The organism is Cobetia sp. SIMBA_158, assembly GCF_046566945.1.
Taxonomy (GTDB): Bacteria; Pseudomonadota; Gammaproteobacteria; order Pseudomonadales; family Halomonadaceae; genus Cobetia; species Cobetia amphilecti.
In genome coordinates, this window is record NZ_JAWJYL010000004.1 from 86,313 (window position 1) to 109,801 (window position 23,489).

Genomic DNA, 23,489 nt, shown 5'->3' on the forward strand with positions numbered 1-23,489 from the left:
CGACAGGCACAAGGTCGTGCTTCCCGTGACGCGCATGAGGGGCTAGCCTAGCGGACTGCCTTTCACACGCCACGTCGAGAACACCATGTCCGCCAGCGATGCCTTGCGTCTTGTCCTGCTATCCACCCTGTGGGGCATGTCTTTCATCTTCATGCGCGTGGCCGCGCCGGAATTCGGCCCGACCACGCTGATACTGCTGCGCATGGGCATCGGTGCGCTGGTACTCGCCCCGCTGCTGCTGGGCGCGGGACGCCTCAGGATGCTATGGGAGCACAAGGGCCCGCTTGCGGTGCTGGGGCTGACCAGTCAGGCGCTGCCCTTCTGCCTGCTGGCGCTGGCCACCACCCAGCTGGAGGCCGGTTTCACCTCGCTGATCAATGCCACCACGCCGCTGTTCACCGCCTTGCTGGGCATGGCGCTGTTCGCCACGCCGATCCAGAAGCAGCAGTATCTCGGCCTGGCCATAGCCTTCAGCGGTGTTTATGTGCTGTCGAGTGATCGCCTCGACTTCCAGCTCGGCGGTGACGGCTGGTTCATTCTCGCCGCCCTCGGCGCGACCTTCTGCTACGGCTTCGCCTCCAACTTCTCGCGCCAGCGCCTGAATCACCTGCCGGCGCCGGTACTGGCCGCGGGCAGCTCGCTGATGTCGTCCCTGCTGTTGCTGATTCCGGGCCTGTGGATGTGGCCGACGACCAGCGTCAGCCTGGAAGCCTGGGGCAGCGCCATCGCGCTGGCGGTGCTCAGCACCAGCCTCGCCTTCCTGATCTTCTTCCGCCTGCTGGCCAGTGCCGGCGCCACCGCGACCACCTCGGTGACCTTCCTGGTACCGGTCAGCGCGCTGCTGTGGGGCAACATGCTGCTCGATGAGGTGATCGATGCGCGCATCCTCACCGGCATGGGCATCACCCTGCTGGGCACCGCCATCGCCACCCGTCTGATTCGCCTGCCGACACATCAGAAAGTCGCCTGACCGCTTGCCGCATGATGCAAAAAGGCCCGCCCCTGAACACGAGGTTCATGGGGCGGGCCTTTTGCTTTATGGGGCTTTGGTTTTAGAGCTTTTTGGGGCTGGAAAGCTCAGACACGAGTCATTCGGGTCAACCAGCTCAGCCGGTCAATCACATCAACCCGCCGCTTCCTCGGCGGCATCGGCCAGCGCTTCGAAGACACGCGCCACGGCTTCCGCGCCCGGGTCGCTGTTGCCGACCAGATGGGCGGAAGGCACGTAGGCGGAGCGTCCGGCCCGCGCCTTGGCCATCTCGGCGGTGGCATCCGCGCCCTGACGGGCGGCGCGCGCCATCGCGGCCCAGTCGACCCGCCCGGCGCGTATCTCCTGCTGGCTCTGGGCTGCCGAGGTTTTCTGATCAGGCTGCTTCTCACCCTGCTGATCAGGCTGCACCGATGCCTGCTTTTCAGACTGCACCGATTCCTGCAACGCCTCCAGTGCCGGCAACAGCGCATCCAGCAGGCTGCGGTCGCCGCGTGAGGCGCCACCGTAGTGCTGCATGCGGGCGACACCGTGACTCAGGGCGTCGTGCCAGCGCTGGCCCAGCGGTGCCTGGCCATGCGCGTCCGACTGCTCCTTCCAGCGGGTGGCGGCGGCGGTGAACAGCGTCGAGAGCAGCACACCACTGGAGCCGCCCATGCCGTGGGCCAGCTGCTTGCCGATGGTAGACATCAGCTCACCGGAATCGCCACACGCCAGCTCGCAGTCTTCCAGCGCCTCGATCACCGCGCGCGCACCGCTGGCGAAGGTGCTGCCGGTATCGCCGTCACCGCTGATGGCATCGAGACGGTCAAGGTCCGCCTCACTGGCGAGCAGGATTTCCAGCGCCGCGCGCAGGCGTTGCTCGACCTGCGGATCGCCCGGCAGGCCGGCACGCGATTTCACGCCACGGGCGGCACGCTCCTGGCAGTCAGCCTTGGCCTGAGCACGTCTCGCATCCGAGGCCTCATCACTGGCCGTTCTGACGGCGTCCTGACTCGGCGTGAAGTGCGTCAGTGGCGTCACCGGCTGCACGCCCGGCCAGGCGACCGGCGCGCAGCTGGCGCTGAGCGCCTCTTCCAGCAGGCTATCCAGCGGCAGCAGCGTCAGCGAGAAACCGTGCATGTCCAGCGAGGTCATCAGCGGTTGCGGGCCGACCACGGCATGGATGCCCAGCGCCTGCAGCGACGGATGGGTCAGCGCTTCTTCCAGCAGCAGGCTGCGTTCCAGCGCCGAGCAACCGCCCAGATCATTGATCAACAGCAGATGGCCGCTGGCCGGCAGGTCGCCGCCGACATCCTTGCGCGAATGGCCCTGCACCAGCGCCGTGACCACGGTGTCCATGACCGCATGCACGCCGTGGGTGTCCGAGTCGCTGCCAAGCTCCAGCGCCATGGCGCCGGGCTCGCCGTGAATGCCCAGCCCCAGTTCCGGTGCGCGCTGCTCACGCGGCTTGCCGGGATGGCGGCCGACATTGAAGGCCACGCCCAGGGTCGAGCAGCTGTCGGCGACGCGACGCGCGATGGCGGTGATTTCCTTGAGGCCCGCCCCACGTGCCGCCAGCGCACCGGTGACCTTGTGCACCAGCAGCGTGCCGGCCAGCCCGCGCGGCTGCGGGTTGTCGGGCAGCGCCACATCATCGGCGACGATGACCATCTCGACCTTGAAGCCTTCCTGGCGCGCCCGCTCGGCCGCCAGCCCGAAGTTGAGGCGATCGCCGGTGTAGTTCTTGACGATCAGCAAGGCCCCGGCCTCACCGGTCACTTCGCGGATCGCCGCCAGCACGGCATCCACCGTCGGAGAGGCGAACAGCTCACCACACACGGCGGCCGTCAGCATACCCGCGCCGACGAAACCTGCGTGCGCGGGTTCGTGCCCCGAGCCACCACCGGAAATCAGCGCGACCTGATCACGCGCCCAGTCATCGCGTACCACCAGGCGCATGCCACTGGCGGGGTCTGACAGCCGCACGCCACTGCCATCCGGGTGGCGCAGTCGTGCGCAGCCTTCCAGCGCCTCGCCGACGACCTGGCGTGGCTGATTGATGAACTGTCGGCCAGACTCGCTGCTACTCATCCTTCTCTCCTTGAGGACACTCGCCCTGCTGATAAAGGCGGCACTTGAAGCCGCCGTTCATGCCTGTCTTGTGCCACGACGCTTCCCTGACGCTCGGGGGCCTCGACTCATCCTGCCTTGCCGTTCCTCCCCAGCGTCGTTCGCGACTTTGCCGGATGCAATAGTCATATCAGAAAATGATGGCATTCGCGCTGCAGCGTTGTGCCACGCCCATCAGTCGAGTGGCCTGAAAGACAAAAGCCCCCCGACGCCTGCGCGTGCGGGGGGCTTGGAATGTCGGGAGCCAGGAGGAAGCGGGCTTGCTTGTCATGCGAGTCACTTTTCCTCCTTGGCCCTGGCATCGGCAGACTCGGAATCAGCAGACACGCTATCGCCACGCTCGGTATCGGCAGGCTCGGTACCGGCAGACTCAGCACTGGCAGGCTCGGTACCGGCAGAAGCTGCCTGCTGCCTCGGCGGCGACTGGGAGGCTGGCGCGGGCTTTGATGTCGGCGCGGGCTGTGGGTGCAGCCAGGAAGGCAGGCGACTGGCCGAGGCTTCCAGATTCGAGGCCTGGTATTCGCAGGAAGAGTACTCCACCGGCGCGTGCACCCTGAAGCCGTGCTTGCCGTGGTGCTTGACCCGGTACATCGCCTGATCGGCCCGTTCCAGCGCCAGCCCGAAGCGATTGTCGGCATCGCGCCCGAAGCAGATGCCGATGCTCAGACCGATGCGGCCGAGGCCACCGCTGATCTCGAGGGGATGCGCGAAGCGCTCCAGCCAGCGACGGGCGATATGTTCGACACGCGGCAGTGACATGCGGGGCAGCTGAAAGAGGAATTCGTCGCCGCCGAAACGCGCCGAGAGATGATGGTGGATGCCCAGTCGATGCAGCTCATCGTTCAGGCCATGCGCGACCAGCACCAGCACTTCGTCGCCGGCACGATGGCCGAACTGGTCATTGACCTGCTTGAAGCCGTCGAGGTCGATGAAGATCAAGGCACTATCGTCGGCCAGCGGTCGCTGATGCCAGCTGTTGATGGCCTGACGATTGGCAAGCCCCGTCAGCGCATCGGTGCTGGCCAGCGCATTGAGGCGCGATTCGTAGTCCTTCTCATGACTGATGTCGGTATGCGTGCCCAGCAGCCGCAGGGCATTGCCGTGCTCATCGCGTTCGACCACCCGCCCGCGGTCGGCGACCCAGGTGATGCTGCCGTCGCGGGCCAGCATGCGATGCACGACCTGATAGACCTCGGTGCGCCCCTCAAGGTGATCATTGAGGTTGGCGAGCACTTCGTCGCGGTCTTCCGGGTGCAGGTGCTCACGCCAGACATCGAAATGGGCGTTCAGCTCGCCGGGCTGATAGCCCAGCATGCGCCCCCAGCGATAGTTGAAGATGGTGAGCTTGCCGCTGGGCACTTCGAGCTGCCAGAGGCGCAGGCCGGTACCGTCGAGCGTCGTCGACAGTTTCTCTTCCAGCCCCGCTAGTCGGCGTTCAAGGCGAGCCTTGTCGCGTTCCATCTGCTGGAGTGCTTGTTCCAGTGATTGTTCACGCAGACTCTTGCGTGCCATGCCAGGCCCCCGGTCGACTCCTTGTCCTGCATCCTGTTTATCCATCGACACCACGGTGGACTCCCCACTCGCTTGCCGATGCATCGCTCACGGTCTTCTGTTCTGTCTTGTTGTTATGCCATGCCGCTCTGTCTTGACGTTCAGTCTTGACGTTCAGTCTTGACGTTCAGTCTTGACGTTCTGTCTTGACGCTCTGGCTTGCGGTGTTTTTCCGCCTGTCGTGCCTGGCGTCCTTGGCGCTTCGCTGCCCAGCCTGGTGACTGGGCGGTTGTCACCCGACTGCAATCAATAAGCACTAGCTGTAGCTTAGATACCTAAAACAGAACCTATCGATATAACGTCCAGATGTGACAGCCCGAATGCCGAAAGAATCCCGACGAAAGTCTCAATCACATCAATAGCGCAAAAATGCGCAAGCCATATGATGTTTGCGCAGCGCGCCCGGGCATCAGGTCATCAGGGCGCAAAAGCATCAGCGCGTCAGAGCGCCAGCTCGCCGCCCTTGACCACGGCACGCTGAAAGGCTTCGCGCTGACGGATGCGGGCCAGCCATTCCTGGATATTCGGGTGATTCTTGAGCCCCTGGCGCGCATCGAGCGCCTGGATCGGGAAGCTCATCTGGATATCGGCACCGGTCAGCGAGTCCCCGGCAAGCCACTGGCGATGCTCGAGACAGGTATCCATGTAGGCGAGATGCGCCTTGATCTCCGGGCTGATGAAGCTGTCGTTCACCCCCTTGGCCAGCTTGCGCGCGATCGGGCGCACCAGCCACGGCACCGGCGGCTTGTCGAGGCGCGAGAACACCAGTCTGAGCATCAGCGGCAGCATCGCCGAGCCTTCGGCGAAGTGCAGCCAGAAGCGGTAGTCACGCTCGGCCTGGCTGCCGGCGGGCGGGCGCAGATGGCCAGTGCTGCCGCTGCCCTGGCCGGCGTACAGATCGATCAGGTATTCGATGATCGCGCCGGACTCGGCGACCACCACCGGCTCGGCATTCTCCCCCGCCAGCGTGGTGTCGGTGATGATCGGCGCCTTGCCCAGCGGGTGAATCTCCTTCAGCGCCTTGGGCGCGCGCATGCTGTTGCTGTCGCGGGCATAGGTCTGCAGGCGGTATTCAAGATTCAACTCTTCCAGCAGCCACAGGATGCGCTGCGAGCGCGAGTTTTCCAGATGGTGAACCGTGATCATGGGCGTGCTCCTGAAGGTGGGGGCGAGTGCGCAGCGGTCAGCTCCGGGGCGATCAGCGTTCGAAGATGCTGTCACCCAGGTCATCGATGGTGCGCTTCGCCTTGAGCAGGGTCAGCTCCACGGCGCCCTCTTCGCCCGGCACGGTGTCGGAGCGCTCAAAGCGGTGCTCCAGCATCTCGCCGCCTTCCACCGGCTTGCGGATCACGCCCGACACCCGGTATTGACCATCGTGCTTCTGCGGCATCGCCACGATCAGATAGCCCTTGTATTCGGTGGCTTCCGGTTCCTTGACCGGCGCAGGCTCGCCTGCGGCAAACAGTTTCTTCAGCATACCCAGCATGAGACATCTTCCTTGGCCGGCCGCCATGACAGACGCCGACTATCTACGTGCAGAAATGACAATGAAAAGGGGCTTCTGTCAGCATCGCATGCACCCACGGGGGAGAAAAGCACCCAGCAACGCCCCTGAGCGCCATGCGTGCCTTGGATGAGCAGCACCTCATCAGACGAAAGCGCGCCTGACCCTGGTAGCCGACAGCGCGCCTGACTCTGGGCGCCTAAAGCGCGATACGACAGCCGGATAGCACGACGCCGACCCCTATGGCAGCGAATGGCTGCAGCAGGGGCCGGCGTCATGGTGTTCCGAGATCAGGCTATCGGATCAGAGATTACTCGATGCCACGTCCCTTGCTGGCCGCGATACGCAGGCGCAGGGAGTTCAGCTTGATGAAGCCGGCAGCATCTTTCTGGTCGTAGGCGCCAGCATCGTCTTCGAAGGTCGCGATGGACGCATCGAACAGCGAGTCTTCGGACTGACGGCCGACGACGATCACGTTACCCTTGTAGAGCTTGAGACGCACGACGCCGTTGACGACCTTCTGGGACTCATCGATGGCCGCCTGCAGCATGCGACGCTCCGGGCTCCACCAGTAGCCGTTGTACACCAGCTCGGCGTACTTGGGCATCATCTCGTCCTTCAGATGGGCCGCTTCGCGGTCCAGAGTGATGGATTCGATGGCACGGTGAGCACGCATCATGATGGTGCCGCCCGGTGTTTCGTAGCAGCCACGCGACTTCATGCCGACGTAACGGTTCTCGACGATGTCGAGACGGCCGATGCCGTTGGCGCCACCGACCTTGTTCAGGTACTCGAGCACTTCGTGAGCGGCCATTTCCTTGCCGTCGATGGCAGTGATGTCGCCCTTGGTGTAGGTCAGATCGATGTAGGTCGCGTCATTCGGCGCCTGCTCCGGGCTGACGCTCCAGCGCCACATCTCTTCTTCGCACTCGGTCCACGGGTCTTCCAGCACGCCACCTTCATAGGAGATGTGCAGAAGGTTCGCGTCCATGGAGTACGGAGACTTCTTCTTGTTCTTGGCGTAGTCGACTTCGATACCGTGCTGCTCGCAGTATTCCATCAACTTCTCGCGGGAGTTCAGGTCCCACTCACGCCACGGCGCGATGACCTGGATGCCCGGCTTCAGCGCGTAGGCGCCCAGCTCGAAACGCACCTGGTCGTTGCCCTTGCCGGTCGCGCCGTGAGAGATGGCGTCGGCGCCGGTCTCGTTGGCGATCTCGACCAGACGACGCGCGATCAGCGGACGTGCGATGGAGGTGCCCAGCAGGTACTCGCCTTCATAGATGGCGTTGGCACGGAACATCGGGAAGACGTAGTCGCGGACGAAGGTCTCGCGCAGGTCTTCGATGTAGATCTCCTTCACGCCGAGGGCTTCTGCCTTGGCACGCGCCGGCTCGACTTCCTCGCCCTGACCGAGGTCAGCTGTGAAAGTCACGACTTCACAGTTGTAGGTTTCCTGCAGCCACTTGACGATGACTGAAGTGTCCAGGCCGCCGGAGTAGGCGAGAACGACCTTTTGCACGTCGGACATGCTTGACTCCTGAGTTGATGCTTGTAGTTCCCGCGTACCACTGATGAACGCCGTGGCCGCAGGTGGGGTTGGATCGCCCGGTCCAGACGAGCGAAGGCCGCGCAAGCGCAGCCGCTCATCTACCCGAATCACGATGTGACGCCGATTATAGCGAGGCTGGCACCTCACCGATACTGCCAGGAGGGCCAGAGACACCCCGGCACGCGGCCAGCGCCGCGACGCGCCCTTTTCGCCCTGCTACAATTGGCCACCTTGAGCGTCGGCAATACGCACGACGCAGCACGAGATGCTATGACGGGATTGGAGATCTTGATGACCCAGGCGAGCGAGCGCACGCAGATGGCACAGCGCTTCCGTGGCTTTCTGCCAGTGGTGGTCGACCTCGAGACGGGTGGTTTCAATGCCGCCGGTGATGCACTGCTCGAGATCGCTGCCGTCACGCTGACCATGGACGACGATGGCAACATGGTGCCGGATGCGACCTATGCCTTCCACGTGGCCCCCTTCGAGGGCGCCAACATCGAACAGTCGGCACTGGATTTCACCGGTATCGATATCGACAACCCGGTGCGCAAGCAGGTCGCGGTGGCCGAGAATCAGGCGCTGGGCGAGATCTTCAGCCCGGTGCGCAAGGCCATCAAGGCGCACGGCTGCACGCGTGCGGTGCTGGTCGGCCACAATGCGGCCTTCGATCAGGGCTTCCTGAACGCGGCGGTCGAGCGTTGCGGTATCAAGCGCAATCCGTTCCACCCGTTCTCGTGCTTCGATACCGCTTCGCTTGCGGGTCTGGTCTATGGCCAGACGGTACTGGCGCGCGCCTGCCGCGCCGCCGGCATCGAGTTCGACAACGCCTCCGCCCACTCGGCGCGTTATGACACCGAACGCACCGCGGAGCTGTTCTGCGCGATGGTCAACCGCTTCAAGGACCTGGGCGGCTGGGACCTGGCGATGAAGGAACAGGGCATGAATGATGAGGTGCCGGCCTCGCTCGACGCGCCCGCGCCCTGACTGGCAGAGCTATTGCCCCCCTCCGGCTGACAGACTCTCCGAGAGCCAGACATGAAAACGCCCCCGCAGCCAGGCTGCGGGGGCGTTTTTTCTGCTCGGCACTGCTTGGGTCAAGGCGAGCCCGATCAGAGCGACTCCTATCAGAAGACGCCGATCAGAAGGTGCCGATCACTCGGCAGACGCTTCCTGAGCGGCCTGCTTGATCAGCGGCTCCAGTTCGCCGCTCTGATACATCTCGACCACGATGTCGCAACCGCCGACCAGCTCGCCGTTGACCCACAGCTGCGGGAAGGTCGGCCAGTTGGCGTATTTCGGCAGCTCGGCGCGGATGTCCGGGTTGTCGAGAATGTTGACGAAGGCGAAACGCTCGCCGCAGGACATGACGGCCTGCACGGTCTGCGCAGAGAAACCACACTGCGGCAGCTGCGGGGTGCCCTTCATGTACAGGAGGATCGGGTTCTCGCCAATCTGTTTTTCGATCGATTCGATGGTAGTGCTCATGTGCAATCCTCGGACGGTGGGCGCAAGGCCCGTGAGTGTCATTCCCTCATTCTACTGGGGGTAAGCCATGAATTCAGCCCCCGATAGTGCCCGAGTTGTGGATTGCTGTCTGCAGCAGCGCGCATCTGCCCTGCAGCGCGCGTCATGGCCGCCCTGATAACGGCGCGAGCGTTGCACGCTCGAGCCGAGCTGGCTAGGATGGCTCTTTTGACAGGCAGCGCCATCCGGGCGCCGTGATCGTCGGCGACTTCCTTCCCTCCGACGCATGGCGCCCTTTTCGATGGTGCTGCCCGAGACCCTGACAGGAGCCCGCTCGATGGCCACCCGGCACTTTCTGACCCTGCTTGACCTTTCTCCGGAAGAACTCGACTACCTCATCCAGCGCGCCATCACCATCAAGGATGGGCTGAAGAAGGAAGGTCCGGTCTATACGCCGTTCGCCAACCGCACCCTGGCGATGATCTTCGAGAAGTCCTCCACGCGTACCCGCGTGTCCTTCGAGACGGCCATGGCGCAATTCGGTGGCCATGCGCTGTTCCTGTCGCCGCGCGACACCCAGCTGGGCCGTGGCGAGCCGATCGGCGACACCGCACGCGTACTGTCCGAGATGGTCGATGGCGTGATGATCCGCACCTTCGCCCACTCCGACATCGAAGCCTTCGCCGACGCCTCCAGCGTGCCGGTCATCAATGCGCTGACCGACGACTATCATCCGTGCCAGCTGCTGGCCGACGTGATGACCTGGACCGAATGCCGTGGCTCCGTGAAGGGCAAGACAGCGGTCTGGATCGGCGATGGCAACAACATGTGCCACTCCTGGATCAACGCCGCGCGTCAATTCGATTTCAATCTGCGCATCTGCTGCCCGGAAGGCTACGAGCCGGACAGCGAGATCGTCGCGGCGGCTGGCCAGCGCGTCAGCATCCATCGTGACCCGCAGCAAGCCGTGCAGGGCGCGGACCTGGTGACCACCGATGTCTGGGCCTCCATGGGCCAGGAAGAAGAGCAGCTCAAGCGTGAAGCCGACTTCGCCGGTTTCCAGGTCGATGAAGCCATGCTCGACAAGGCCGCCGACGATGTCATCTTCCTGCACTGCCTGCCGGCACACCGCGGCGAAGAGATCAGCATGGGTCTGCTGGATGACCCGCGCGCCGTCGTCTGGCAGGAAGCGGGCAATCGCCTGCACGCCCAGAAGGCACTGCTCGAGTTCCTGATGCTGGGTCGCCACGACTGAGCCTCAAGGCTTAGCCGCCGCCCAGCAAGCCGAAGGGGTGCCCTGCCGCCGCCTGCATCCACGCAGGCGGCGCTCGCGTATGCTCAAGCGAGACGGACACTCCCCTGCTCCGCTGCCTTCATCGCCATCCGGACTGACCTGCCATCATGCAACCGCTCCTTCAGATCGATTCGCTGGAATGTCGCTACGACACCACCGTCGTGACTCGCGACATCAATTTCTCCCTCAACAAGGGTGACATTGCCTGCCTGCTCGGCCCCTCCGGCTGCGGCAAGACCACGCTGCTGCGCGCGATTGCCGGCTTCGAACCGGTAGCGATGGGCGAGATTCGTCTCGAAGGCGAGGTGCTGTCCAGCGCGACTCATCTGACCGCGCCGGAGCAGCGCCATGTCGGCATGGTCTTTCAGGATTACGCGCTGTTCCCCCACCTGAGCGTGGCGGACAACGTGGCCTTCGGCGTACGCCGCATGACGCGTGAAGCGCGCAATGACAAGGTGACGGAGCTGCTGACGCTGGTCGGCCTCGCCCATCTCGGTGAGCGTTTCCCGCATGAGCTGTCCGGTGGCCAGCAGCAGCGCGTGGCCCTGGCCCGCGCGCTGGCACCGGAGCCGCGCATTCTGCTGCTCGATGAGCCGTTCTCGAATCTGGACGTGGAGCTGCGCCGTCAGCTGAGTCAGGAGGTGCGGCGGATTCTCAAGCACCTCGGCATCAGCGCGGTGCTGGTCACGCATGATCAGAATGAGGCCTTCGCGATGGCCGACCAGATCGGCGTGATCCACGGCGGTCATCTGCAGCAGTGGGACACGCCGTTCAATCTGTATCACGAACCCGCCACGCGCTTCGTCGCCAACTTCATCGGCCAGGGCTATTTCATCCCCGGCACGCTGAAGGACAACGAATGCGTGAGCACGGAGCTGGGCGTGATTCGCGGCAATCGTGCCTATCCGTATGCACCCGGCACGCCGGTGGATGTGCTGCTGCGCCCGGATGACCTGGTGCTGGCCGAAGGGGACTCGGAAGCCACCGACCTCAAGGCGCGCGTGCTCAGCGCGACCTTCGCCGGCACCAGCACCCTCTATAGGCTGGCGCTGCCTTCCGGGCGGGAAGTCGAGGCGGCCTTCAACAGCCATCACGACTATCAGCCCGGCGAGCAGGTCATGCTGCGTATCCAGGCCGACCACCTGATCCTCTTCGAGCGTGTCGAAGAGAGTGAAGCAGTGCTCTAGTGCCCCACGCGCAGGATGATCGCCAGCCATGAAAAAACGGCCTCCTTTCGGATGGCCGTTTTTTCTTGCCCCACTGGTGGCGTGTCGCTATTTGAACTGACTCCATTGCTTGGGCGACTGCCCGTACAGACGCTTGAATTCGCGACTGAATTGCGAGGAGCTGACATAGCCCACGGCCATGGCCGCCTCGCTGACAGTCTTGCCATTGGCGATCTGCATGGCGGCGGTATTGAGGCGCATGGACTTCACGAACTGGATCGGCGACATCGTGGTCGCCTGCTTGAACTTGCGGTGGAAGACGGCGCGACTCATGCCGACCCGCCCGGCCATGTCTTCAATGCTGACCGGCTCATCCAGTCGGCTGGAGAGGTAATCGATTGTCCGCGCGATCTCATTGCCCACACCGAAGGCACGTCGCGCCGACTCCCCCGCCTCGCCCTTCAGGACGGCGTAATAAAGCTCCCGCAGCCGCCCTTCTCCCAATATCGCCGCATCGGCGGGGGTCTGCGCCACCTGCAGCAGTCGCAACAAGGCATCGCTGAAGGCGGCATCCCAATGCGCCAGGGCAAGCCCCGGCGGCAGCGGGCCACTGCCCGGCTTGCGCACGAGACCCGCAGCGCTTTCCATCTCGATGGCAAGCTCCGTCATCACCCGCGTATCCAGCGAGAGGTAGACGCCCAGCAGCGGTGTCTCTGGCGAGGCCGTGGGGGCGCCCGCCTCGACCGGCATCGAGATGGGACAGCACAGATACTGGCGGCTGTCGTAGACATGCCGCTCGCCGTCCAGTATCGCCTCCTTGGCACCGCTGACGATCACCACCACGGCGGGTTCATAGACGGCCGGTGCGCAACGCACGGGCTCCGTCATGCGAAAGAGCTGTACACCCTTCACTGCGGTCTCTCGAATGCCTTCCTCGTGGGCGAGGCTCGCCACGAGTCGTGTAATCTCTTGTCTGCTCATGTCGCCAATCTAGCGCCAGGCCTGCCTTTCATCAACAACTTGAGACGATCAGGCAACGATTGACGGCAATTTCAGCCGATCACGAGCCAGGATGAGATTTCTCGCCCATCTCCCTCAGTATTGGCAGACCCGGGCACTGGCGGCTATATATGTGAAGCAGACAGGGTCGAGCTGCAGACAGGGGCATGCTGACAGGAACGAGCTGAAAGCCGGGCACAAAAAAAGCGGCCACCCCGAAGGATGACCGCTTTTTCAAGAATTCTGGTGGAGCCTAGCGGGATCGAACCGCTGACCTCAACACTGCCAGTGTTGCGCTCTCCCAGCTGAGCTAAGGCCCCGAATCAGACTGTCATTTCGCATGTCACTTGCAGGCAAGAGGCACATGAAATCTGGACAGGCTTGTCGTGAATCATGGTGGAGCCTAGCGGGATCGAACCGCTGACCTCAACACTGCCAGTGTTGCGCTCTCCCAGCTGAGCTAAGGCCCCGTCTTCACGATGGAGCGCATGTTACAGAGCGACGAATACGTCGTCAACCTCTTATTTTTGCTGCGCTTTGTGGAGTGCGCGAAGTCTGCGGATCGCATCGCGAGGCACGGTTTCCCTAAGAGGCTCGCTCACGGACTCACGGCCGACGGCAAGGAGCAGGAATCACGCTAGCACTATATCAGTAGTGGTTATCCTGAACGCGACGCACTGGATAACAGGGCATCGACAAGCCCTTGTCCAATGGGTACATTGGATCCCGCATTCACTTCACTGCTTATTGACATCTTTACTGGAGCCGCCTTGATCAAGGTTCTTGTCGCTGACGACCACCACCTGGTGCGTACCAGCATCGTCCGTACCATTGAGCTAGAGGATGGGCTCAAGGTGATTGCAGAAGCCTCGGATGGCGAAACCGCGATCAAACTCTGCCGTGAGCACAGCCCGGATATCGTGCTCATGGACATTCGCATGCCCGGCGTCGATGGCCTGGAAGCCACACAGAAGATCGTGCGCAGCCTGCCCGACGTCAGAGTCATCGTGCTGACCGCCTATCTGGAAGAGTCCTTCGCCAAACGCCTGCTGGAAGCGGGAGCCTTCGGCTTCATCTCCAAGGGCACGCCCTTTGACGAGATGATTCGCGCCATCCATCAGGTGGCCGCTGGCGAACGCTATCTATCCCCGGAAATCGCCCAGCGCCTGGTGTTCTCGGGCATGGACACCCAGCGCAGCAATCCCTTCGATCAGCTGTCGAGCCGAGAACTGCAGGTGGCGACCATGATCGTCAATTGCCATCGCGTCAGCGAGATCTCGGACCGTCTGCACCTGAGCCCGAAGACGGTCAACACCTACCGTTACCGCATCTTCGACAAGCTTGGCGTGACCAGCGACGTGGAGATGACGCATCTGGCCATGCGTCACCAGTTGCTGGATGACTACGTGCTGGACCGTCCTGACGAGGCCTGAACAAGCACACCTTGCTAGCCCGTCACACACTGCAGGCCCGCGCTGCTCGTGACACTCCCGAGCAGCGCCGATAACGCCTCATGCAACAACGCCACCTTCCCCGGGTGGCGTTGTTGTATGAGGCGTTTCTGTCTGAGACGTTCTTGAATGGCACGCCCTGACAGGCGCCGGTCATGACAGCAGGCATTGCAGCATGGCGCCGTCGCCCCCATGCCTGCGAGCAATCGCCCTTGTTTGATAGACTCGAGGCATCTCTGGACGAGGAACCTCATGGCCAAGCAGCACACTGATCCCACGATGACGGACACCACTTCTCAGTCGCCCGAGAATGAGGAGCCGGCAGGCACCGCCAGCCAGCCTGATGCCCAACCTGCGTCCTCAGCGAGCGCGCAGGCTGACAGCCGCGCACGCAGCGACGCCGCGCGTGTCTCCAGCCGTCTGATCACCAGTGACGCAAGCGGTGACTTGCTGCAGGGCAGCGAGGCGACCGGCTTCGATGCCCGCCATTTCCTCAAGCATGTCAGCGACGCGCCCGGCATCTATCGCATGCTGGATAGCGCCGGTGACGTGCTGTACGTGGGCAAGGCCAAGCGCCTCAAGGCGCGCCTCTCCAGCTATTTTCGCAATACCGGCCTGAATGCCAAGACCCAGGCACTGGTCGGGCGCATCGCCGATGTGCAGGTCACCATCACGCGCAGCGAGACCGAGGCCCTGCTGCTGGAGCAGACCCTGATCAAGGAGCTGCGCCCGCCCTACAACATCCTGCTGCGCGACGACAAATCCTACCCTTACGTCTTCATCAGCCAGCATCACGACTATCCGGCGCTGGAGTTCAAGCGCGTGCGCCATAAGCGCAACGATGGACGCTACTTCGGCCCCTACCCGAGCAGCGTCGCGGTGCGCGAATCACTGACCCTGATGCAGAAGATCTTCCGCCTGCGCAATTGCGAGGATTCGGTGTTCGCCCACCGCGAGCGCCCGTGCCTGCAATATCAGATCAACCGCTGCACCGCGCCGTGTGTCGACTACATCAGCAAGCAGGATTATCGCCGCGACATGGAACATGCGGTGATGTGCCTGAACGGCCAGAGCGACAAGGTCACCGACGAGCTCAGCCAGGCGATGGAAGACGCGGCCATGCGGCTGGAATTCGAGGAGGCGGCTCGTCTGCGTGATCAGGTCGCCCAGCTGCGCCGCATGCAGGAGAAGCAATACGTCGACACCGGCACCGGCAACGCCGACATCCTGGCGCTGGCCGAGCGCCCCGGCGGGCTCTGCATCAGCGTGGTCTCGGTCCGTCAGGGTCGCATGCTCGGCGCACGCCACTTCTCGCCCGGCAATGGCCTGGACCTGACCAGCAGCGAACTGCTGACCAGCTTCGTCAGCCAGTACTATCTCGGTCAGGACAGGGAGATGCCCGATGAGGTATTGACCTCGCTGGCCCTCGATGACGCCAACCTGCTGGAAGGCGCCTTGAGCGAGAAGGCCGAACGTCGGGTACGGGTCGCGCATCAGGTGCGCGGCCATCGCGCCCAGTGGCTGACACTGGCGCAGACCAACGCCGAGCAACATCTGGCCACCCAGCTGGCCAGCCGCCAGCAACTGTCCAATCGCTTCCTGTCACTGCGCGATGCGCTGGGCCTCGATGAGGTGCCCAAGCGCCTGGAATGCTTCGACATTTCCCACAGTCATGGCGAGGCGACCGTGGCCAGCTGCGTGGTCTTCGATCATGACGGGCCGATCAAGTCGGATTACCGCCGCTTCAATATCGAAGGCGTGACAGCCGGCGATGACTACGCCGCCATGCAACAGGCACTGACGCGGCGCTTCAAGCGCCTGCAGGAAGGCGAAGGCAAGCGCCCGGACATCCTGCTGGTCGATGGCGGAAAGGGGCAGCTCAACATGGCGCGCGGGGTGTTCGAGTCACTCGGCGTGACCGATATCATCCTGCTCGGGGTGGCCAAGGGCACCACGCGCAAGGCAGGGCTCGAGACGCTGTTCATCGAGACGGTGCATGACACCCTGGACCTCGACAGTCACTCGCCGGCGCTGCACTTGATCCAGCATGTGCGCGATGAATCGCACCGCTTCGCCATCGCCGGTCACCGCGCCAAGCGTGACAAGGCGCGGCGCACCTCAAGCCTGGAGGGCATCGCGGGAGTCGGCCCCAAGCGGCGCCGAGAGCTGCTCAAGTTCTTCGGCGGCCTGCAGGGGGTGAAACAGGCCTCCAAGCCGGAACTGGCGCGCGTGCCCGGCATCAGCGAATCACTCGCCGAGCTGATCCACCAGGCGCTGCATGGCTGATCCACCAGACGCTGCATGGCTGCCCCCGTGCACGACATGGCTGCCTCTGGCACCATCGACTCAACGCTCAAGGAAGAGTGACAGAGCGTTGGCTTGAATAACCTGCCGTTTGGCATGGCTGAATGCGCCGCCGGCAGGCTAGAATAGACGACTTGTGCGGCGCCAATCGATCGGCTTTCTTCAGGGTCTCGACTCGCCCTCGATTGCGCCCAGCCACCTACGCTTCATGCAAGGACTCGTGCCGTCACGATGAGCATCCCCAATATCCTGACTCTGATCCGCATCCTGTTCATTCCGCTGCTGGTGGTATGTTTCTATCTGCCTTATGCATGGAGCCTGCCGCTGACGGCGCTGCTCTTCGCACTGGCCGCCATCACCGACTGGTTCGATGGCTATCTGGCCCGCCTGTGGAATCAGACCACGCCCTTCGGCGCCTTCCTTGACCCCGTCGCCGACAAGCTGATGGTCGCGGTGGCACTGGGCCTGCTGATCGAACGCTACGACAGCCTGTGGATGACCATCCCGAGCCTGGTCATCATCGGTCGCGAGATCGTCATCTCGGCGCTGCGTGAGTGGATGGCCGAGATCGGCAAGCGCGGCAGCGTCGCGGTGTCCTGGGTCGGCAAACTGAAGACGGCCGCCCAGATGCTGGCCCTGTTCATGCTGCTGTTCTTCGCTCCGGGCAGTGTCGGGGGGGATGCCGGGCTGGCCCTGCTGTATATCTCGGCAGTTCTGACGCTGTGGTCGATGATCAGCTACCTGCGTGCCGCCTGGCCGGAACTGGTGCGCTCGGTCTGACACCCCGTTCAGCCACGAGATGCTGCGAATGCCTCAACGCCCACCGCCCCTATGGCCTGTGGGCGTTTTCGTTTCCAGTGACCTGACTCACGAGACAATTTTTCATTAACTGTTTGACAGCATGGGAATTATCCGTATAATTCGACCTCGAGTTCAGCGGGAATAGCTCAGTGGTAGAGCACAACCTTGCCAAGGTTGGGGTCGCGAGTTCGAATCTCGTTTCCCGCTCCAGTAACGCAGGTAGCGCAACATTCACCTGATTTACTGACTCATGTATCTGCAGCAGCATCAGTGGATACTCCTCGGATCAGACATCAGTTGCGACTGACATCTCGATCATTGAGGCTGGATGGCAGAGTGGTCATGCAGCGGACTGCAACTCCGTGTACGCCGGTTCGATTCCGACTCCAGCCTCCATTTCAGATACCGAAACATCCCCTGTTTCCTTCTGGAATGGATATGACACCCACCCCCTTCGGGTCGTCAGATTTTTCCCTTATTGCTCTATCCTCAATCTTCCATTGCGTTTCTCCCCCTATCTTGTCGTCTGCAAGCTTATCGTTTTAAAGTGCTGCTTTACATCTCATCTCTGCACAGCCACTGCCTTTCTCCCCTGGCGACTCAGTCATCTCGATATCGCCATAAAGCTATTGCATAACAATCAGTTGAATCATGCACTCGACATCATTTCACGTGCATTAAAGTTGACCTTGATCTGAAATATGGTAGATTATCGGCCAGTCTGCGCGGCCATGGTGGAATCGGTAGACACCGGAGACTTAAAATCTCCTGCCTTCGGGCGTGCCGGTTCGAGTCCGGCTGGCCGTACCAGATGATGCAAGATCGTATTGAATTCCAAAGCGTCGCTTCTCTCACGAGGGGCGGCGCTTTTTCATGCTCTGCATTACTTTCATACGGACTTTTCTGTGCGCGGACTTTCCTCCCGAAAACCCTTTCTCCCTGATATTCCCATGCTCACCTGCCACCTTTCTTTCTCGCCACCCTTCTTTCTCGCAACCCTCCTCATCTATCGTCTTGTCCGGCTGGGGACCATTTCTAGATCCTTAGCCTACATTTCTAGATCCTCAGCCTACTTTGCCTGATCACTCCCACCAACTTCTCCGTATTGATTGCTGTGCCCCGGCAGGGAAAAAACCCATTGACAGTCGCACTCCGGGTTTTCCTGTAGCCAACAAACCAGTTTGATTGAAACCAGTGCCATCCCCCCAATGTCCATATCTTGTTGAAGGCCGAATTCGCGGTCCTTGACACGTGCTCGGCCCCTTGCACAGACCATCAACAGGAAATGTCCATGTCCAATGACTCTCCCCACCCTGCCGCCCAATTCATCGCATCACGTGATGTGGCGCAGGAGATCTGTCGCGAGACATGCGAGCATATTCACACCCTCTCGGCGCCGCGAATACTGGTATTGGCGACCTTGGGTGGTGCCTTCATCACCATGGGGGCGCTGTTCTCGATCCTGCTTTCCACTGGTGTCGAGACACATGGATTGCAATTGCTGCTGCAAGGTATCGGCTTCTCGGTAGGCTTCTTTCTCGTCATCCTGACCGGTGCGGCACTGTTCACCGAGGCCAATGTCATCCTGCCGGTGAGTGCGCTCAACTGCTCGCGGGGCGACATGCTGCGCCGCGGCCTCAAGTTCTGGGTACTGGCCTGGGTCGGCAATCTGATCGGCACACTGCTGACAGGCTGGGTCATCTCGCTGGCACAAGTCTATTCGGCGGAACACTACCAACTACTGGAAAGCGTGGTGGCCAAGAAGATGCACTATCAGCAGGTGGGTGGCGCCGAAGGCTGGTTCTCATTGGTGCTGTCAGGAATGCTGGGCAACTGGATGGTCGGCATGGCAGCGTTTCTGGCCGTAATGGGCAGAACCATCATCGACAAGTTCGTGCCCATCGTACTGGCGGTCAGTCTGTTCGTGGCAGGCAACTTCCAGCATAGCCCGGCCAACATGGCCTATTTCTCGATGATCATGCCGACAGGGGCTGGCCCCGGCTGGTGGGATGCCATGCGCTGGAACATCATTCCCGCCGGCATCGGCAACCTGCTTGGCGGCAGTCTGCTGGTCGCCCTTCCGCTATGGTACGGCCTGCGACCTCAGCGCAATGCCTGACTGGCTGATATCGCGATAGGCAGCCACACTGGTACGGAGTGATGGAATATCGCTCTCCCTACATCAACCGCCAGGAGCCCATCATGCTGACATTGCTCAAGAGCCCCGCGGATCATGTCGTGGCATTGCACCTGGACGGCGGTATCGACCAGGCAGCTCTGACTCCCATCATCAAGGAATGCGACGAACGCCTGGCGCGCCATGAGCGAATCTCGCTACTGGTGGAAATCGAGCGCTTTGGCCTGATCACACCCGCTGCCCTGCTCAACGATATCGGCTATGCCCTGCGCCACCTGGGAGACTTCGAGCGCGAAGCCATCATCAGCAAGGCCGACTGGCTGCGCCATGTCACCGAGTTCAGCAAGCATCTGGTGCGCTCCATCGAGGTGCGTCACTTCTCGCCCGACGAGCGCGAGGCTGCCTATGCCTGGGTTGCCGAGCCACCGCGTGGTGGCTCTGGCATCGGTGCTGGTGCCAATAAAGCCCCCGCCGGCCGTGATGCCCAGACCCCAGCGGCGAAACACCAACAGGCCTGAAGCACCCGCCATCGAATGAGCCTCCAAAGCGCCCTGCCACCGCCTCATGGCAGGGTGCGCGTCAGCACCAATCCCGCCAGCAGTAGCGCCCCCATCGCCATCGCCCAGAGCGTCATCGCGCGCTCCACTTGCGGACGCTCTGTACAGCGCAGCAGCTGGAAGACCGTGATCAAGGGCAGCATGTAGCGCGTCTCGATCAGCTCCCGCGTGCAGATCATCAAGGCGAGCATCACCAACAGCAAACCACCATGGCCGAGCCGCAGCGGTGCCCTCAGCCACCAGAGCGCCATGCTGGTGGTCAGCAACATGGTGACCCACAGCCCCACCGGGTGCTCATTGAGCCATAACAGCCAGGTATTGCGGATCGTCCAGCGCTGGAAATTGTAGTCATGCGTCACCTCAAAGCTCATCACCAGCATGACCCACACGCCCGCCAGCGCCCCCAGCAGCAGAATGCCCCGCCATGGCCAAGTGCCCCGAGTGCACAGACGCCACAGCAGATGCCACTGCCTCGGCAGGTCGGCCAGCCACAACGGCAGAAACACCACGCCGATCACGCCCAGGTAATAGCCGAGATTGCCGGCGTGCCAACCGGCCTGATGACGGGTGGTATCGCCCATGGCAATGCCGTCGTTCCAGAGAACAAACCCGATGAAGGCGGCCACCGGAATCACGGCAACCCACCACCAACGCACGATCAGCCCCCACCAGACAGAAAGCTGGCACAGCGGCGAGCGCAGCGGTGGCGCCATGCCGACAGCCTGCGACCGAGCCCCTGCCTGCGCATGCGTCATGAACAGCAACAGACCGCCCCACAACCCGAGCAGCACGATGCTGTCCTGTCGCAAGCCGAGACCGGCCAGGATCAACACCAGCAACAGCAGACGCCGCTCACGCACCAGCGCAACGAGCTGCAGCGCGACCAGCACGATGATCCACGGGTCGGTATACACCAGCGCCAGATAGGGAAAGATGATCGGCAGCCATAGCCACTGCCAGCTCTGGCGATTCGCCTGTTGCTGGGCGCCTCTCTCATCGAGCATGGGGTCCAGGCGCCGATAGACGCTCGGCAGCGCCCGCCAGACCATGCACGCCATGACACTGAAGCCGAGCAGCGACAGGCCCCGCACCCAGTTCACCGAGGGCATCTCAGGCCAGCGTCCGGCCAGGGTGTCAGCCGCGAGAGGAAGATTGAGCCACTCCCCCAACGTCTGGAGTGTCATCAGCGCCACCGCCATGGTGGCGTGATACAGGGTCAGGGTGGTCAGCTTGGGGTGCTGACTCCAGTCACCGGCGAGAAACTGGCGAATCTGCGCGAAATGCACTCCTTCATCGACGAAAGGGATCGGCAGGAAAAGACTCACCAGCCACAGGGAAACGCACAGGCACGCCCCAAGTGCGAGCAACACAAGCCCCACCTTCAAGGGCCAGCGATGTCTGGCGCGCGCGTATCCCATGCGCTGATCGAGTGACGACATATCCTTGTCTCCTTGTCAGACCTCCCAGAGAAAGCCGTTCACGGCCCTCTCCAAAGAGAAATCCCGTGTCACCAGTATCGGCAGGCCGGCGCGGATTTTTCCAGTCTGGCCATGCACTTTGCCCCTCCAAGGCTCGCGGCAGTACAATGCGCTCAGTCTGCTTCGTTGATACGCCTGTAAAAGGCGTGCCGAAGACCTGCCTGTTCATGCTTCGCGACTGCGAAGCGTACCGATCAAAGCGACAAGTCGAGGGATCGCTGAGCCCATGCGTGCCAGTCAACTGCTGATTTCCACTCTCAAGGAAACCCCGTCCGACGCCGAAGTCGTCAGCCACCAGCTGATGCTGCGGGCCGGTTTCATCCGTCGCCTGACCTCCGGCCTCTACACCTGGATGCCACTGGGCCTGCGCACGCTGCGCAAGGTCGAGCGCATCGTGCGTGAAGAGATGGACCGCTCCGGTGCCCAGGAACTGCTGATGCCAGCCGTGCAGCCAGCCGAGCTGTGGCAGGAGTCCGGTCGCTGGGAGCAGTACGGCCCCGAGCTGCTGCGCGTCGTTGACCGTCACCAGCGCGACTACTGTGTCGGCCCGACCCACGAGGAAGTCATCACCGACCTCGCGCGTCGTGAGCTGAACAGCTACAAGCAGCTGCCGGCCAACTTCTACCAGGTCCAGACCAAGTTCCGCGACGAGATTCGTCCGCGCTTCGGTGTGATGCGCTCACGCGAGTTCGTGATGAAGGATGGTTACTCCTTCCATCTGGGCGAAGAATCCCTGAAAGAGACCTATCAGGTGATGTACGACACCTACGTGCGCATCTTCACGCGCCTGGGTCTCGACTTCCGTCCCGTCATCGCCGACAACGGCTCCATCGGTGGCACCGGCTCCCACGAATTCCACGTGCTGGCCGCCTCCGGTGAAGACGCCATCGCCTTCTCCACCGGCTCCGACTTCGCCGCCAACATCGAGAAGTGTGAAGCGCTGCCGGCACCGCTGGGCGAGACGCCTGAGCGCGCGGCACCGACCCAGGAGATGCAGCTGGTCGACACGCCGAACGCCAAGACCATCGCCGCACTGGTCGAACAGCACGGTCTGGACATCAAGAAGACCGTCAAGACGCTGATCGTCAAGGCGGCCGAAGGCGTCGAAGGTGGTCTGATCGCGCTGATGGTGCGCGGCGACCACGAGCTGAACGAGATCAAGGCCGAGCACCTGCCGCAGGTCGCCGAGCCGCTGACCATGGCCAGCGACGAGGAAGTGCGCGCCGCCGTCGGTGCCGGTTTCGGCTCCCTCGGTCCGGTCGGTCTCGAGATGCCGATCATCATCGACCGCAGCGTCGCGCTGATGAGCGATTTCGGTGCCGGTGCCAACATCGAAGGCAAGCACCACTTCGGCCTCAACTGGGAGCGCGATCTGCCGCTGCCGGAAATCGCCGATATCCGCAACGTCGTCGCCGGTGATCCGTCACCGGACGGCCAGGGCGTGATCGACATCGCACGCGGTATCGAGGTGGGTCACATCTTCCAGCTCGGCACCAAGTACTCCGAAGCCATGAACGCCACCGTGCTCGACGAGAACGGCAAGGCACAGCCGCTGTCCATGGGCTGCTACGGCATCGGCGTGACCCGCGTGGTCGCCGCTGCCATCGAGCAGGGCAACGACAAGGGCGGCATCGTGCTGCCGGAAGCCATCGCGCCCTTCCAGGTCGCCATCGTGCCGATGAACGCCCACAAGTCCGTGCGCGTCAGCGAGACCGCCGAGCGCGTCTATCAGGAGCTGACCGCCGCCGGTTACGACGTGCTGCTGGATGATCGTGATCTGCGCCCGGGCAACAAGTTCGCCGACGGCGAGCTGCTGGGCATTCCGCATCGCCTGGTGATCGGTGATCGCGGTCTCGACAATGGCGAGTACGAGTACAAGGGTCGCACCGACGCCGAAGCGACCATGATCGCCGTCGACAGCCTGCTGGACTTCCTGGCCGAGCGCAGCGCGAGCTGAACTCGAGCAGCCTGAGCCACTCGCTCCCGGCTGACGCTATCGCAGCACCCAAGACAGCCCGCTCCTCTTCTCGAGGGGCGGGCTGTCTCGTTATGTGCCTTCCTTGAACATCCCATTACCGTCAACGCCGCGGTAACGGCATAATGGCGCCATGACTGATACGCAGGGACT

18 protein-coding genes and 5 tRNA genes are annotated in these 23,489 nt (G+C 62.6%); 13 read left to right on the forward strand and 10 right to left on the reverse strand.

Translation table 11 applies throughout. From position 1 onward, the window contains the following. Positions 1-85 precede the first annotated feature (85 nt). The gene (locus R2R70_RS08115; protein ID WP_410977772.1) at positions 86-970 is read left to right on the forward strand and encodes a DMT family transporter; all 885 of its coding nucleotides are present in this window, start codon (positions 86-88) and stop codon (positions 968-970) included. Between the two features lie 153 nt (positions 971-1,123). On the opposite strand, the gene R2R70_RS08120 is transcribed toward R2R70_RS08115, so the two are convergent. The 5 genes from R2R70_RS08120 to R2R70_RS08140 form a co-directional block, all read right to left on the reverse strand. Continuing rightward, entirely contained in the window at positions 1,124-3,061 is a 1,938-nt protein-coding gene (locus tag R2R70_RS08120; protein WP_410977773.1) for a dihydroxyacetone kinase subunit DhaK, read from the reverse strand. Between the two features lie 315 nt (positions 3,062-3,376). Further along, a complete protein-coding gene (locus R2R70_RS08125) occupies positions 3,377-4,612 on the reverse strand; it encodes a GGDEF domain-containing protein (protein ID WP_410977774.1) in 1,236 nt (411 codons plus the stop codon). 480 nt (positions 4,613-5,092) lie between these two features. Beyond that, the gene (locus R2R70_RS08130) at positions 5,093-5,797 is read right to left on the reverse strand and encodes a glutathione S-transferase (RefSeq protein WP_410977775.1); all 705 of its coding nucleotides are present in this window, start codon (positions 5,795-5,797) and stop codon (positions 5,093-5,095) included. 52 nt (positions 5,798-5,849) lie between these two features. Continuing rightward, the gene (locus tag R2R70_RS08135) at positions 5,850-6,137 is read right to left on the reverse strand and encodes an HlyU family transcriptional regulator (RefSeq protein WP_306424366.1); all 288 of its coding nucleotides are present in this window, start codon (positions 6,135-6,137) and stop codon (positions 5,850-5,852) included. Positions 6,138-6,465: 328 nt separating this feature from the next. Continuing rightward, positions 6,466-7,731 carry an argininosuccinate synthase gene (locus tag R2R70_RS08140; protein ID WP_225348161.1) on the reverse strand — a complete coding sequence of 422 codons (1,266 nt, stop codon included), beginning with the start codon at positions 7,729-7,731 and terminating at the stop codon, positions 6,466-6,468. Between the two features lie 267 nt (positions 7,732-7,998). Between R2R70_RS08140 and rnt the strand changes: the two genes are divergently transcribed. Beyond that, entirely contained in the window at positions 7,999-8,694 is a 696-nt protein-coding gene (rnt, locus tag R2R70_RS08145) for a ribonuclease T (RefSeq protein ID WP_410977776.1), read from the forward strand. A 168-nt stretch (positions 8,695-8,862) separates the two neighbouring features. Here rnt and grxD read toward each other — a convergent pair whose 3' ends face one another. Further along, positions 8,863-9,195, reverse strand: a complete 333-nt coding sequence (grxD, locus tag R2R70_RS08150; RefSeq protein ID WP_043331357.1) for a Grx4 family monothiol glutaredoxin — start codon at positions 9,193-9,195, stop codon at positions 8,863-8,865. 316 nt (positions 9,196-9,511) lie between these two features. On the opposite strand from grxD, the gene argF reads away from it, so the two are divergent. Beyond that, on the forward strand, positions 9,512-10,429 hold the full coding sequence (argF, locus tag R2R70_RS08155; RefSeq protein WP_410977777.1) for an ornithine carbamoyltransferase: 918 nt from the start codon (positions 9,512-9,514) through the stop codon (positions 10,427-10,429). Between the two features lie 146 nt (positions 10,430-10,575). After that, positions 10,576-11,655, forward strand: coding sequence for an ABC transporter ATP-binding protein (locus R2R70_RS08160; protein ID WP_054555527.1), 1,080 nt, complete (start codon positions 10,576-10,578; stop codon positions 11,653-11,655). Between the two features lie 87 nt (positions 11,656-11,742). On the opposite strand, the gene R2R70_RS08165 is transcribed toward R2R70_RS08160, so the two are convergent. The 3 genes from R2R70_RS08165 to R2R70_RS08175 form a co-directional block, all read right to left on the reverse strand. Continuing rightward, positions 11,743-12,615 carry an AraC family transcriptional regulator N-terminal domain-containing protein gene (locus R2R70_RS08165; RefSeq protein WP_410977778.1) on the reverse strand — a complete coding sequence of 291 codons (873 nt, stop codon included), beginning with the start codon at positions 12,613-12,615 and terminating at the stop codon, positions 11,743-11,745. Positions 12,616-12,877: 262 nt separating this feature from the next. Then, positions 12,878-12,953: transfer RNA gene (locus R2R70_RS08170), tRNA-Ala, on the reverse strand. 74 nt (positions 12,954-13,027) lie between these two features. Then, positions 13,028-13,103: transfer RNA gene (locus tag R2R70_RS08175), tRNA-Ala, on the reverse strand. Between the two features lie 300 nt (positions 13,104-13,403). Between R2R70_RS08175 and uvrY the strand changes: the two genes are divergently transcribed. The 8 genes from uvrY (at position 13,404) to R2R70_RS08215 (ending at position 19,844) form a co-directional block, all read left to right on the forward strand. Further along, positions 13,404-14,066, forward strand: coding sequence for a UvrY/SirA/GacA family response regulator transcription factor (gene uvrY / locus R2R70_RS08180; RefSeq protein ID WP_043331360.1), 663 nt, complete (start codon positions 13,404-13,406; stop codon positions 14,064-14,066). Between the two features lie 270 nt (positions 14,067-14,336). Continuing rightward, the gene (gene uvrC, locus R2R70_RS08185) at positions 14,337-16,370 is read left to right on the forward strand and encodes an excinuclease ABC subunit UvrC (protein WP_267895296.1); all 2,034 of its coding nucleotides are present in this window, start codon (positions 14,337-14,339) and stop codon (positions 16,368-16,370) included. A gap of 249 nt (positions 16,371-16,619) precedes the next feature. Continuing rightward, positions 16,620-17,168, forward strand: coding sequence for a CDP-diacylglycerol--glycerol-3-phosphate 3-phosphatidyltransferase (pgsA, locus tag R2R70_RS08190; RefSeq protein ID WP_410977779.1), 549 nt, complete (start codon positions 16,620-16,622; stop codon positions 17,166-17,168). A gap of 156 nt (positions 17,169-17,324) precedes the next feature. After that, a tRNA-Gly gene (locus tag R2R70_RS08195) sits at positions 17,325-17,399 on the forward strand. Positions 17,400-17,511: 112 nt separating this feature from the next. Then, positions 17,512-17,585: transfer RNA gene (locus R2R70_RS08200), tRNA-Cys, on the forward strand. Between the two features lie 329 nt (positions 17,586-17,914). Beyond that, positions 17,915-17,999, forward strand: a tRNA-Leu gene (locus R2R70_RS08205). Positions 18,000-18,480: 481 nt separating this feature from the next. After that, complete coding sequence (locus R2R70_RS08210) at positions 18,481-19,308, forward strand: formate/nitrite transporter family protein (protein ID WP_054555529.1); 828 nt, start codon at positions 18,481-18,483, stop codon at positions 19,306-19,308. 83 nt (positions 19,309-19,391) lie between these two features. Beyond that, positions 19,392-19,844, forward strand: a complete 453-nt coding sequence (locus R2R70_RS08215; RefSeq protein WP_410977780.1) for an STAS/SEC14 domain-containing protein — start codon at positions 19,392-19,394, stop codon at positions 19,842-19,844. Between the two features lie 44 nt (positions 19,845-19,888). On the opposite strand, the gene R2R70_RS08220 is transcribed toward R2R70_RS08215, so the two are convergent. Further along, positions 19,889-21,322 (reverse strand): hypothetical protein, encoded by a 1,434-nt coding sequence (locus R2R70_RS08220; protein WP_410977781.1) that lies wholly within the window; start codon positions 21,320-21,322, stop codon positions 19,889-19,891. 265 nt (positions 21,323-21,587) lie between these two features. Between R2R70_RS08220 and R2R70_RS08225 the strand changes: the two genes are divergently transcribed. Continuing rightward, complete coding sequence (locus R2R70_RS08225) at positions 21,588-23,318, forward strand: proline--tRNA ligase (protein ID WP_284892837.1); 1,731 nt, start codon at positions 21,588-21,590, stop codon at positions 23,316-23,318. Positions 23,319-23,489 lie beyond the last annotated feature (171 nt).

Coding starts and splice junctions, on each gene's coding strand:
- R2R70_RS08115 (WP_410977772.1), top strand. CDS start 86: ATGTCCGCCAGCGATGCCTTGCGTCTTGTCCTGCTATCCACCCTGTGG.
- R2R70_RS08120 (WP_410977773.1), bottom strand. CDS start 3,061: ATGAGTAGCAGCGAGTCTGGCCGACAGTTCATCAATCAGCCACGCCAG.
- R2R70_RS08125 (WP_410977774.1), bottom strand. CDS start 4,612: ATGGCACGCAAGAGTCTGCGTGAACAATCACTGGAACAAGCACTCCAG.
- R2R70_RS08130 (WP_410977775.1), bottom strand. CDS start 5,797: ATGATCACGGTTCACCATCTGGAAAACTCGCGCTCGCAGCGCATCCTG.
- R2R70_RS08135 (WP_306424366.1), bottom strand. CDS start 6,137: ATGCTGGGTATGCTGAAGAAACTGTTTGCCGCAGGCGAGCCTGCGCCG.
- rnt (WP_410977776.1), top strand. CDS start 7,999: ATGACCCAGGCGAGCGAGCGCACGCAGATGGCACAGCGCTTCCGTGGC.
- grxD (WP_043331357.1), bottom strand. CDS start 9,195: ATGAGCACTACCATCGAATCGATCGAAAAACAGATTGGCGAGAACCCG.
- argF (WP_410977777.1), top strand. CDS start 9,512: ATGGCCACCCGGCACTTTCTGACCCTGCTTGACCTTTCTCCGGAAGAA.
- R2R70_RS08160 (WP_054555527.1), top strand. CDS start 10,576: ATGCAACCGCTCCTTCAGATCGATTCGCTGGAATGTCGCTACGACACC.
- R2R70_RS08165 (WP_410977778.1), bottom strand. CDS start 12,615: ATGAGCAGACAAGAGATTACACGACTCGTGGCGAGCCTCGCCCACGAG.
- uvrC (WP_267895296.1), top strand. CDS start 14,337: ATGGCCAAGCAGCACACTGATCCCACGATGACGGACACCACTTCTCAG.
- pgsA (WP_410977779.1), top strand. CDS start 16,620: ATGAGCATCCCCAATATCCTGACTCTGATCCGCATCCTGTTCATTCCG.
- R2R70_RS08210 (WP_054555529.1), top strand. CDS start 18,481: ATGTCCAATGACTCTCCCCACCCTGCCGCCCAATTCATCGCATCACGT.
- R2R70_RS08215 (WP_410977780.1), top strand. CDS start 19,392: ATGCTGACATTGCTCAAGAGCCCCGCGGATCATGTCGTGGCATTGCAC.
- R2R70_RS08220 (WP_410977781.1), bottom strand. CDS start 21,322: ATGTCGTCACTCGATCAGCGCATGGGATACGCGCGCGCCAGACATCGC.
- R2R70_RS08225 (WP_284892837.1), top strand. CDS start 21,588: ATGCGTGCCAGTCAACTGCTGATTTCCACTCTCAAGGAAACCCCGTCC.